Source organism: uncultured Kiloniella sp., from assembly GCF_937128705.1.
GTDB lineage: Bacteria > Pseudomonadota > Alphaproteobacteria > Kiloniellales > Kiloniellaceae > Kiloniella.
This window is the reverse complement of record NZ_CAKZMP010000394.1, coordinates 1-12014: the sequence shown is the minus strand read 5'-3', so window position 1 is coordinate 12014 and position 12014 is coordinate 1. Positions and strand designations below refer to the sequence as shown.

The following is a 12014-nucleotide window of genomic DNA, read 5'->3' as shown; positions in this document are numbered from 1 at the left end:
TAAATCTTAAGTGTGTGATCAAAAATATAACAACACACTTTGTTTTATTTAGCTATCACCTAAAAAGATCAGAATAATGTCGAAGGACAATACAATGAAAATTCTTGCTTTTGCAGCCAGCAGCAGTACCAAATCTATCAACAAAGCACTCGTTACCTATACAGGACAGCTATTCGAGAAAAAGTATGAAAACGTAGAGGTAGAGGTGATTGATATTAATGATTATGAAATGCCTCTGTTCAGCACAGATAAAGAAGAAGAACTTGGTCATCCAAAACAGGCTCATGACTTTATCAAAAAGATCAAAAATTCGGATGGGTTGATCATCTCTTTTGCAGAACATAATGGCTCTTACACTGCCGCATACAAAAACCTATTTGACTGGGCTTCACGTATAGACGTTAAAGTTTTTCAAAACAAACCGTCATTGTTCTTATCAACCTCGACCGGGCAGGGTGGCGCAGGCAGCGTTCTCAAAGCAGCTGAAAACTCAGCGCCTTTCTTTGGTGCCGATTTGAAAGCTGTTCTTTCAATTCCAAGCTTTCGAGATAACTTTGATCAAGAAAGTAAACACCTTACCAATACCTCTTTAAAGCAGGGATTACTGGATGCGCTTGATAAGCTCTACATCAAATAAAATGAAACCCCAAAGCTTTTGACGTTTACTCGGTCAGAAAAGGTAGTCAAAAAAATAGTGAGCCGGATTTACATCGACGGCTCACTATTTAAATAATGGCGGAAGGACAGGGATTCGAACCCTGGAAGGGCTTGCACCCTTGCTGGTTTTCAAGACCAGTGCATTCAACCGCTCTGCCATCCTTCCATATATCGCCCTGAGAGTTATATTTTACTATCATCTCTCGGACGGGCTTTGAAATATCTCCATTTGAACGTAGTGTCAAATGCTTAGATAAGAAAAAATGACATTTTTTGTTATTTCTTCCAAAAAATAAAAAAGGAGCTGCCTAGCTCCTTAATCTTTCATTGGACAGAAGTGTATTCAAGTACGGTCAATCACCAGTTCTTTTTATCATCTCGATAATCTCTACACACAGCCGATCTTCTTTGATCATCACCTCACCACGTGCGATCATCTGGTCATTGATCGAGATATCAATCGTATCACCAATATATTTATCCAACTCGACAACCGCACCACGTCCCATTTTCAGCAATTGACTTACTGGCATTTGCGCTGTGCCCAGTATCGCGGACACTTCCAACCCGACCCCGTGAACCGCGGGGACATTCTCATCATTTACGGGCAAAGCGGCCGCCGGAGAATCTGCTTCTTCTGGCGGAGAATCGAACATGTCATCAACGTCATCGTTATTCATAGCTTCTTCATCAGACATGAAGTGACCTTTATATATAATTTACCTGTAATCAGAATACGCTTGCTCGCGCATCTTAGCTATCAAAATAATTCGCAATAAGAATTCGGGTTTCAGGATTCATCTCCACAAAAACCCCCGCAAGGGTTTCTTTGTCTGGTTCAATCCTGACAATAATGGATTTACAATCAAATTCTAGCGTGCCGCCGTCCAGCTTTAAACAAAAGTTGATCGTAATATGATCCCCACGCAATAGTGGTCCGTCATAACCAGTTATGGCAAATCCGCTAGAGCTCCAGTTGTCTAAAGGATAGGCAATGTCGAATATGGTAACAGTGCCCGAAGCCCCAAACTCACGACCTTCACGGCGCACTTCTTTCTTTCCAAAAAGCTTATCTAACAAATTTTTGATCATGCCCAAGCGAGATCCTTAAATAAATCAACAATATAATAAGCAGTAAGATCTCATAAAAATGAAAACAAGATATTAACTCTACGTTTTCTTTTAGCAGTTATATTTATTTTCATAAATTAAAAACACCAGAAAAGTAGTGTTATGCAGGAAAAAGCAAAGAAAGTATTAGCGACGGTAATTATCTCGACCGCTTTCGCTCTGCCTGCACACAATAGTGTCGCGCAGAACGGTTACTTAAGCCCTAATAACATTACGCGTAAGCCCTTGTTGAAACCGGGTTTACCAAGCCAGCAGTTAAAAAAAGAACGCTATTTGGGAAGCAGGTTAATTTACAGTACAAAAGATCCTCTATCAGAAATTTTCACAAAAGACCCTGAATTAAGCAAAGCCTGTCGACGGGGTCGTTTTAAACAAGTAAAATCGATGCAATACATTGCCGTCGTTGATGGCAGAAAATACGGCGCGGCATTGTATCAAAGAAATATGCTTCATGATCCCAAAAAGCTTGCCGAAAAGGATCGAATTTACCTGTTTAAAGGACAAGGAACGTCGAACTGTCGCGTGTTTCACAAAACAATATAAAACCCAGAGAAATTTAAGAAAAATATACCTGAGGGGTATAATAGAAATATAATTGTAAACAAGGTGGCCTTTACTGCCTGAATTCGGATAAAGTTCTCTTAAATTCCTTTGAGATCATCTTTCGCGATTCGGAGCTTACTTTGTTTTTTTCATTACGCAGAACCTGTAAATTACAGAAAACATGCAAAAGCAGTCCAAAACTTACGTTCTGTGGGTATCTTCTTTCGACGGTTATTTCTGTTTCATTCCTAATTCCAACGGTACAAGCTCAGACAGCTGAAAACACACCGGAACCAATTGAAACACAAATATCATTTGAACAGTGGCTTAACGAATTCAAAGTAGAAGCAAAAAGTAAGGGGATCTCTGAGCAAACCCTTACCAGAAGTTTTACTGGTGTCGAGCCGATCCCAAAGATTATTGAATACGACCGAAGGCAACCAGAATTTACGCGTACTTTCTGGACCTATCTAGATCGGGCCGTAAACACTCAACGTATCAATAAAGCGCAACAGCTTCAAAAAACTCACAAAGAATTACTGGATAACATCAGCAAAAAATATGGGGTACAAAGCCGCTTCCTGCTCGCGTTCTGGGGGCTGGAAAGTAACTTTGGTCAACATACAGGCGGATTTTCTGTCATCGCTGCCGATGCTACACTTGCGTACGACACACGGCGCAGTGATTTTTTCAGAACCCAGCTACTTGAAGCTTTACGCATAATAGAAGACGGCCATATTACACCAGAAAAAATGCAAGGATCATGGGCTGGTGCCATGGGCCACCTTCAATTTATTCCCTCGACGTATAATCTCTATGCAGTAGACGAAAATGGCGACGGTCGTAAGGATATCTGGCACAGCCTGCCGGATGTTTTTGGATCCGCAGCTAATTACCTTGGCCAAATTGGTTGGGATGATGAATATACTTGGGGCAGAGAGGTTCTGCTCCCTAAAGATTTCAACTGGGATTTAGTTGGGCTTAATACCAAGAAAACCCTTTTGGACTGGGAACAAGCCGGCGTTAGAAAAATAACGGGTAATAATTTGCCTGCACTTGAATTAGAGGCATCTCTCATCCTTCCATCCGGTCACAAAGGCCCTGCCTTTCTTGTATATAATAATTTTCGCAAAATCCTGAACTGGAATAGATCTATCCTTTATGCCCTTGCTGTCGGCCATCTGTCAGATCGTATTGCAGGAAAACCACCTCTTATTTCACCTAGACCTGTCGAAGAGCGCCCCTTACACAGGACGGAAATTGAAGAAATTCAAACGCTTCTCGGTAACCTTGGGTACGATGTGGGCAAAGCCGATGGTATCATTGGCAGGAAAACACGCGAAGGTATTCGTAATTTTCAAAAGAAAGTTGGTTTACCCGGCGATGGATACCCCGATGAAGCTCTTTTACTTAAACTCAGAAACTCCTGAAAACCTTAAAACGTAATGAGCACAGAAGCATTGAATAAATTAATCACAGGGATCACACTGGATAAGATTGATAAGACTTCGATAGAAGCATACAATCTTATCCAGTATATGTATGGGGGTCTCAATGAGCTTAAATAAATTACCGAAAATTGCAGCATGCCTGACGGCTATAGGTTTAGGCTTAAGCGGGTGTGCAGAAATTGAGCTTGCGTCTCATGCCACCAAAACGATTACAAGAAGTGACACTCCCAAAACCATTGGGCGCTATAAAGTCGGTTCACCCTATCAAGTCAAAAAGCTCTGGTACTACCCTGCTGTTGACTATAATTACAGTGAAACTGGTATAGCGTCATGGTACGGCCCAGGATTTGATGGTAAAAAAACCGCCAATGGCGAAACCTATGATCAATATGCGCTTACCGCTGCCCATAGAACTTTACCCATGCCTTCGCTTGTACGCGTGACAAACCTTGGAAATGGACGTTCAATAAAGTTGCGCATTAATGATCGGGGACCATTCTCGAATAATCGTATTATTGATGTATCCCGCCGTTCAGCCCAACTTCTGGGCTTTGAACTTCAAGGTACGGCTAAAGTCAAAGTTGAAATACTGGAAGAAGAAAGCCGTCAATTAGCCGCCCAAGCTCAGGGAAAAGACTACACACCTCAAGTCGCGTCAAATGAGAATACAACACTCGCGGCACCAACTGAAACGGTAACAGCCGAACCTCTGGATGCTCCGGCGACGTCTCCCGCAATAACAAGTGAGACATCTTCACCGGTTAAGACGGCAAGTATTGAGCCTACCGGAAATTTTACTGATGGCGTCGTGTCCCAGACGCCTGTTGCACCAACTAGTATCTATGTCCAAGCGGGATCTTTTCTGCAGGTTCACAATGCAGATCGCCTTCGCGCTCGTTTATCTCCACTCGGGACTGCTCAGGTAGCTAATGCAGCTGTGGGGGAACGAACTTTTTATCGTGTTCGCCTTGGCCCTTTGACGAACGTGCAAGAGGCCGACGATTTATTGAAAATATTACACGACAACGGGTACAATGATGCCCGTGTAGTCGTTGATTAATAGTTCAGGATTAATATTCCAGCCAATTAATTTTGGCTGGAAGTCATATTTTCTCCACAAAAGCTTCGTAACAGATTAACTACCATAGAAACCCTCAAGACACTCAGGTCAGATCATTGCAAAACAAAATGAATTCAAATTTTAGATCTTCAATAAAATCTATATTATTCGGTGGCGCATGCCTCGTTGCGCTTACTCAATCGGCCTTTGCTATTGAGACCTCCGCGCGAGAAGCCTACCTGATTGATTACACCACCAAAACGGTTCTGATTAATAAAGACGCAGAAGTTTCTATGCCTCCTGCTTCTATGAGTAAAATCATGACCGCATATATGGTGTTTGAGCGCCTGAAAGATGGACGACTATCGCTAGATGATAAACTGCCCGTGAGTGAAAAAGCTTGGCGAAAAGGCGGATCAAAGATGTTCGTCGAGGTCGGGAAAGAAATTTCTATTCATGATCTCTTGCGCGGTATTATTGTTCAGTCAGGCAATGATGCCTGCATCGTAGTTGCTGAAGGCCTTGGTGGGTCGGAAGAAAACTTTGCGCTGGAAATGACAGCGAAGGCACGTGAAATTGGCATGGAAAATAGCACCTTTGCCAACGCAACAGGGTGGCCAGATCCAGGCCAAAGAATGACAGCAAAAGATCTTGCTATTCTAGCCGATCGTATCATTACTGATTTCCCTGAATTTTATGACGTCTATTCAGAAAAATCCTTTACCTGGTCCGGCATTACACAAGGAAATAGAAATCCGTTACTCTATAAAAACCTAGGGTCTGATGGCCTAAAAACCGGCCATACGGAAGAAGCAGGCTATGGCTTAACAGCTTCAGCCAAGCAAGGTGACCGCCGTATCATTATGGTTTTAAACGGCATGGGAAGTATAAAAGAACGGGCAGAAGAATCTGCGCGTTTGGTTTCTTGGGCTTTTAGAGAGTTTGATAACTTTGAACTGTTTAAAGCTGGGGAGACAGTTGATACAGCCGATGTCTGGCTTGGAAAAGAAAAAACCATTGATCTGGTGCCAGAAGAAGACCTTCTCTTAACACTCCCTCGGAACGCTAAAAACAAAATGACTGCTACAGTTAATTATGTTGGGCCGATCCAGACCCCCATAGAAAAAGGGGAAAGGCTTGGAACGTTAACAATTGCAGCACCAGAGATTGATACAGTAGAAATACCGCTTGTTGCTGCAAATTCAGTAGAAAGAGAAGGCGGCTTTAGTCGTATTGTTTCTGCTCTAAACTATTTGATTTTCGGAAAATCATAACCCCGATGTCCAAAGGTTTTTTTATATCCCTAGAAGGTGGAGAAGGGGCGGGAAAAAGCACGCAAATCAAACGCTTATCCCAACGTCTTGAGAAATCAGGTTATAACAACACCTGCACAAGAGAACCTGGCGGCACCCCTGGTGCCGAACTTATTCGAGACCTGTTAGTTCGGGGCGATGCTTCACGCTGGACGCCCAAGACAGAGGCCCTTTTGATGTTTGCGGCCCGACAAGAGCACGTTGAAAAGGTCATAAAACCCACTCTTGAAAAAGGAGAGTGGGTCATTTGCGATCGTTTTGCGGACTCTTCTGTCGCTTATCAGGGGATAGGACATGGATTAGGCGCAAAAAAAATTACTGATCTGCACGAATGGGTATTAGGTGATTTTCAACCTGACCTGACCTTAATTCTAGATTTACCCGTTTCCGTTGGACTAGGACGCACAAGGGGACATGACCTTGGTGAAAATCGTTTCGAAGGCATGGAAACATCCTTTCATGAGCGTATGCGCGATGGCTTCTTATCAATCGCAAAAGAATCCCCAAGTCGCTGCATCGTCATTGATGCAACACAATCCCTCGATGACGTAGAAAATTCGATATGGAAAGCTGTCACCGATAAGTTCACGGGTTCTTTCAATGGCTAAAGCAACCCGAAAAAAAATACAACCTGAACCCGACTTCATTGATCATCCCAGATTAACACAAGATCTTATTGGGCACACTCAGGCAGAAGAAACCCTTCTTCGGGGGTTTAATTCGGGTAAACTCCCGCATGCATGGATGCTCACTGGCCCCAAAGGCATTGGCAAAGCGACACTTGCGTATCGTTTTTCTCGCTTTCTTATGAATCAAATAAACGAAGACGAAAGCAATAGTCTATTTGGTGATAGTGCCCTGCCGACAACATTGGATATTGGTGCTGACAATCCTGTCGCGAAAAGAATTGCAGCCAGCGCGCATGGCGATCTCGTCACCCTAGAATTAAGCCCGGATGAAAAGGGTAAAATGCGAACGACAATTCCCGTCGATGAGGTTCGCAAAATTGTTAACTTTTCCCACAAGACATCTATTGAAGGTGGCTGGCGCATTGTCATAGTTGATGCCGTTGAAGAAATGAATGCCAACGCAGCAAATGCGCTTCTCAAAGTTCTGGAAGAGCCCCCGGAAAAAACCGTATTACTACTAATATCTCATCTTCCCGGACAAATTCTACAAACAATCCACTCCAGATGCTGTCATCTTCCGCTCGCACCACTGCAAGAAGATACCGTTATTGCGTTACTTAAAGATAAGGTGCCAGAGCTTTCAGATGAGGATGCTGTTCAGTTAGCCAAATTATCCGAAGGCTCGGTCGGAAAAGCGCTGGACCTTTGGAAAAGTGGTGGTCTTGACCTATATCGAGAGATGATATCTCTCCTTTCTACCCTGCCAAATCTAGATATGGTTAAGCTTTATGCCTTTGCAGATAAGCTTTCGAGTGCTGATCCACTTGCCTTTAAAACCGGTATGGAGTTGTACCTTTGGTGGCTGGCTCGCTTGACCAAGACAGTTGGGCAAGGTGCAATGCCTGATATGGTTATTCCTGAAGAGCAAACACTAATCTCTGCATTAATTGAACGACATGGTCTTGCGCAATGGCTCGGCCTGTGGGAGAAGTGCTCGAAGAATTATGCCCGTGCTACTCGTGCTAATCTGGATAAAAAGCAGGTCGTTGTGACAACCTTAACGGAACTCCAAAACCTGACTGCCTGATTTAGCACGAGGTATCACGGCAAGTGCTGTTGATCAGGAGTTTCCTATGACTGGATCAGATAACGGATCCTATTATATCACAACGCCCATCTACTATGTGAATGATAAACCACATATTGGGCATGCCTACACCACACTCGCCTGCGATGTTCTTGCGCGTTTCAAAAGGCTAGATGGTTATGATGTAAAGTTTCTGACTGGGACCGACGAACATGGTCAGAAAGTCGAAACTTCTGCTGAAAAAGCAGGGATTGATCCACAAACATTTACGGATCAAGTATCCCAAAATTTCAGAGACCTGACAAAAGCCTGTAACTTTTCTAATGATGACTTCATCAGAACAACTGAAGATCGTCACAAGAACGCATGTCAAAAACTGTGGCAGGTACTCGAAGATAAAGGGTTTATTTATTTAGGCAGTTATGCCGGATGGTACGCCGTTCGAGATGAAGCTTTCTATACAGAGACAGAACTTACGAAAAACGCAGACGGGAAACGTATTGCGCCAACAGGCGCAGAAGTTGAGTGGGTGGAAGAACCATCCTATTTCTTCAAACTCTCTGCTTTCGAAGATAAACTGTTGGCTCTTTACGAAAATGATCCATCCTTCGTTGGCCCCGATAGTCGCCGTAACGAAGTGATCAGCTTCGTCAAAGGCGGTCTAAGAGACCTTTCTGTCAGTCGGACAACATTTAACTGGGGTGTTCAGGTTCCTGGTAATAATGATCACATCATGTATGTCTGGCTCGATGCCTTAACAAACTATCTTACGGCAGTTGGCTACCCGGATGAAACGGCGGCAGAATATCAAAAATTCTGGCCTGCTGATCTTCATATGGTCGGGAAAGATATCCTACGTTTTCACGCAATCTATTGGCCTGCCTTCCTTATGGCAGCGGATTTGCCACTCCCAAAGCGTATCTTTGCACATGGATGGTGGACCAATGAAGGTCAAAAAATTTCAAAGTCAGTTGGCAATGTGATTGATCCTAACGCGCTTATCGAAGAATACGGCCTTGATCAGGTTCGTTATTTCATGATGCGCGAAGTTCCCTTTGGGAAAGATGGTGACTATTCTAAACAAGCTATGATTTCCCGCATGAACGGAGATTTGGCAAACGACATCGGTAATCTGGCCCAGCGTGTTCTTTCGATGGTTTTCAAAAACTGCGAAGGAAGAATTCCCGAACACGGTGATTTTACCAATGCTGACAAAGAACTCCTTGATAGCGTTGCTGCGTTGCATGACAAACTCAGAAATGATTTCGATAAGCAAAGCTTCCATCGTGGTTTGGAATCTGTTTGGAACGTTATATCAGCCGCGAATAAATATGTAGATGAACAAGCGCCTTGGGGATTGAAAAAAACGGATTTGGCTCGTATGAGAACTGTTTTATATGTTCTCACTGAGACTATTCGTCAAATCGCAATCCTTCTTCAGCCAGTTATGCCAGAATCAATGGAAAAGATGCTAAATCAGCTTAGTCTTCCTGCCGATGCGCGTACATTCTCAGACCTTAAAACAGCCCTTTCTACGGGTGTTGAAATAGACAAACCACAGGGCGTTTTCCCACGTTATGTAGAGGAAGAGGGGGCATAATGATTGTCGACTCTCATTGTCACCTTGATTATTTTTTAAAAGATGGTGATCTGGAAGATGCTTTAACTCGGGCACGAGATGTTGGAATTGGCTGCATGGTTACCATTGGAACCAAGCTATCCACATTCGATACTGTTTTAGGCATCGCAAAAGCAAATAATGATATTTATTGTACCGTTGGCATCCATCCACATGAAGCTGGAACCGAAGGGCTATCATCCCCGGATATCCTGATTGAAAAAGCCAAAGACCCAAAAGTAATCGGTTTGGGTGAAAGTGGTCTTGATTATTATTATGACCATGCCCCCAGAGATCGACAGCAAGAAAGTTTTAGGGCACATATCGAAGCTGCCAGAGAAACAGGTCTTCCGCTTGTTGTTCACACCCGTGACGCAGATGACGATACCATTGCCATCATGCGTGATGAATTCAACAAAGGCGTTTATCCCGCGTTAATTCATTGTTTTACCGCGGGACCTGAGTTGGCAAAAGCATCCTTGGAAATGGGCTTTTATATTTCTCTATCCGGCATTATTACTTATAAGTCCGCCGAAGATATTCGGACAACAATTGCCGAAGCGCCACTGGACCGTTTATTGATTGAAACGGATAGCCCTTATTTGGCACCGGTCCCAATGCGTGGCAAAAAGAATGAGCCTTCTTTTGTTCGCCATACCGCAGAAGCCTTGGCAAATGTTAAAAATGTAAGTGTATCGGAAATTCATTCGGCAACGACTGATAATTTCTATCGTCTCTTCACAAAAGCGCAAAGACCGACGGCAGCTTAATCATGAAAATTACAATGCTAGGATGCGGTGGTTCCGGTGGCGTTCCCATTTGTTCGGGTGCGTCCGGCGGCAATTGGGGAAATTGCGACCCGGAAAACCCGAAAAACAGACGACGCAGAGTTTCCATTCTTGTCGAGCATGAGGATACAACTATTTTGGTCGACACAGGCCCAGATCTGAGAGTTCAGCTCTTGGATGCCGGTGTAGAATATATCGATGCTGTCCTCTATACACACGATCACGCCGATCATGTTCATGGATTAGATGAACTGAGGTATCTTGCCTATAAAGCAGGCGGCCCGATCGAAGCCTTTATGGACGAATCAGATCGAGAAATAATCACCAATCGCTTTGCCTATGCGTTTACATCTTCATGTGATCCGGAAAGTACCTATACGCCTATGATGGATGACAAAACCATCGATGGTCCTTTCAAGATTGGCTCTATTGAAATTACACCTTTCTATCAAAATCATGGTAACACAAACTCTCTCGGTTTCCGTTTTGGTGATTTTGCCTATTCAACAGATGTTTTCGATCTTGATGGACGCGCCTTTGAAATATTGGCGGGTGTAAAATATTGGATTGTTGATTGTCTGCGTTACGAACCACACCCTTCACATGCCCATTTTGAAAAAACTCTTAGTTGGGTGGAACGTTTAAAACCTGAACGTACAATCCTGACTCATATGAATCAGCAAGTTGACTATGATGATCTCAAATCAAAATGCCCCGAAGGTGTTGAGCCTGGATATGACGGGCTGACGTTTGAAGTAAAGTAGGGCACATCATTCAAAAAACAGACGATGAAATTATTCATCGCCTGTTTTTTATTTAAGAACTATTCGTCAAACCAAAACCCGTCAGGCTTGTACACACCCAGCAGAGCACCGGGTTCCCAGTTATAAAAACCATCTTCAGGAACGTTCATTAACTTATTGGATAGTGCTACGGGCTGAGGAATTCCAGCAACCAACCCGATTGTATAGGTTTCCTCACTATTTATTTCCAATATACGTTCCCATATATCTTTCTTTTCAGCTGTTGTTTGCGCCCTGAACCAAAGCACATAAAGGTTGTTCAGTTCTTGAGCTTGAATAATATCAACCTCTTCCCCGGCATTACCTTTTGTTTCTACATACTGTCCCCATTTAGGCCACTGGAATGATTGCTGTTGACGCGGAACTAGCTCTGCAGGCGAAGAGTGAGGAGACAACAGTCCATTGAGGTTTCCGTACCAAAGAGACATGTTGGTTTCACCAGAAAAAATCCGGTTCCGCAAAACTTCCCTCTGAGAGGGTTTAGGATAGAGTTTAACGCCGACCTTCAACCAGGAATCAGCGATTAATTCAAGAATATCAGTTTCTTCACTACTTTCGCCGGCGGTTTCAATAATGATCTTCATAGGACGACCATCGCTTAATAAACGCAGACCATCTTCATCTCGATCTGTCAGGCCGATCTCATCCAAAAGCATATTTGCTTTTTTCAAGTCAAACTCAGCCCATTTTTTGAAGTATTCTTCTTTATAAAGACTGCTGCTTGGCAATACTGTGTTGTTACCTTCAAGCCCAAGCCCGTAATAAAGTACTTGATTTAGTTCGTAGCGGTTTGTTGCCAAAGAAAGGGCATGACGAAATCTTTTGTCGCGGTTCAGTTTGCGCCACTCGGAATCTTGGGCATTCAAATTTGGATAAAGGGCAAATTGTGAGCCACGAACCGTCTTCCAAAGACGTACTGAATACCCATTTTGAT

Annotated in this window: 13 protein-coding genes and 1 tRNA gene; 10 read left to right on the top strand and 4 right to left on the bottom strand. The window is 43.4% G+C overall.

Annotated features, from left to right (window positions below):
• Positions 1-94: 94 nt before the first annotated feature.
• Positions 95-637, top strand: a complete 543-nt coding sequence (locus Q0241_RS20645) for an NAD(P)H-dependent oxidoreductase (protein WP_299380972.1) — start codon at positions 95-97, stop codon at positions 635-637.
• Between the two features lie 96 nt (positions 638-733).
• Here Q0241_RS20645 and Q0241_RS20640 read toward each other — a convergent pair.
• From Q0241_RS20640 to Q0241_RS20630, 3 genes are all read right to left on the bottom strand, one after another.
• Positions 734-823 (bottom strand) — tRNA-Ser (locus Q0241_RS20640).
• A gap of 187 nt (positions 824-1010) precedes the next feature.
• Positions 1011-1355: a FliM/FliN family flagellar motor switch protein gene (locus tag Q0241_RS20635; RefSeq protein WP_299380971.1), complete on the bottom strand. Its 345-nt coding sequence runs from the start codon at positions 1353-1355 to the stop codon at positions 1011-1013.
• Between the two features lie 55 nt (positions 1356-1410).
• On the bottom strand, positions 1411-1749 hold the full coding sequence (locus Q0241_RS20630; protein ID WP_299380970.1) for a hypothetical protein: 339 nt from the start codon (positions 1747-1749) through the stop codon (positions 1411-1413).
• A 141-nt stretch (positions 1750-1890) separates the two neighbouring features.
• Between Q0241_RS20630 and Q0241_RS20625 the strand changes: the two genes are divergently transcribed.
• The 9 genes from Q0241_RS20625 (at position 1891) to Q0241_RS20585 (ending at position 11041) form a co-directional block, all read left to right on the top strand.
• Positions 1891-2331: a hypothetical protein gene (locus Q0241_RS20625; protein WP_299380969.1), complete on the top strand. Its 441-nt coding sequence runs from the start codon at positions 1891-1893 to the stop codon at positions 2329-2331.
• Between the two features lie 140 nt (positions 2332-2471).
• Positions 2472-3761 carry a lytic murein transglycosylase gene (locus Q0241_RS20620; protein WP_299380968.1) on the top strand — a complete coding sequence of 430 codons (1290 nt, stop codon included), beginning with the start codon at positions 2472-2474 and terminating at the stop codon, positions 3759-3761.
• A gap of 124 nt (positions 3762-3885) precedes the next feature.
• Positions 3886-4842 (top strand): septal ring lytic transglycosylase RlpA family protein, encoded by a 957-nt coding sequence (locus Q0241_RS20615; protein ID WP_299380967.1) that lies wholly within the window; start codon positions 3886-3888, stop codon positions 4840-4842.
• A 128-nt stretch (positions 4843-4970) separates the two neighbouring features.
• Entirely contained in the window at positions 4971-6116 is a 1146-nt protein-coding gene (locus Q0241_RS20610; protein WP_299380966.1) for a D-alanyl-D-alanine carboxypeptidase family protein, read from the top strand.
• Positions 6117-6121: 5 nt separating this feature from the next.
• Positions 6122-6763: a dTMP kinase gene (tmk, locus tag Q0241_RS20605; protein WP_299380965.1), complete on the top strand. Its 642-nt coding sequence runs from the start codon at positions 6122-6124 to the stop codon at positions 6761-6763.
• Entirely contained in the window at positions 6756-7871 is a 1116-nt protein-coding gene (locus Q0241_RS20600; protein WP_299380964.1) for a DNA polymerase III subunit delta', read from the top strand. The genes tmk and Q0241_RS20600 overlap by 8 nt, the downstream gene beginning before the upstream one ends.
• A gap of 46 nt (positions 7872-7917) precedes the next feature.
• Complete coding sequence (gene metG, locus Q0241_RS20595) at positions 7918-9471, top strand: methionine--tRNA ligase (protein ID WP_299380963.1); 1554 nt, start codon at positions 7918-7920, stop codon at positions 9469-9471.
• A complete protein-coding gene (locus tag Q0241_RS20590) occupies positions 9471-10259 on the top strand; it encodes a TatD family hydrolase (RefSeq protein WP_299380962.1) in 789 nt (262 codons plus the stop codon). The genes metG and Q0241_RS20590 overlap by 1 nt, the downstream gene beginning before the upstream one ends.
• Before the next feature lie 2 nt (positions 10260-10261).
• Complete coding sequence (locus Q0241_RS20585; protein ID WP_299380961.1) at positions 10262-11041, top strand: MBL fold metallo-hydrolase; 780 nt, start codon at positions 10262-10264, stop codon at positions 11039-11041.
• Positions 11042-11100: 59 nt separating this feature from the next.
• Here Q0241_RS20585 and Q0241_RS20580 read toward each other — a convergent pair.
• A partial coding sequence (locus Q0241_RS20580; RefSeq protein WP_299380960.1) for an ABC transporter substrate-binding protein occupies positions 11101-12014 on the bottom strand: 914 nt, incomplete at its 5' end.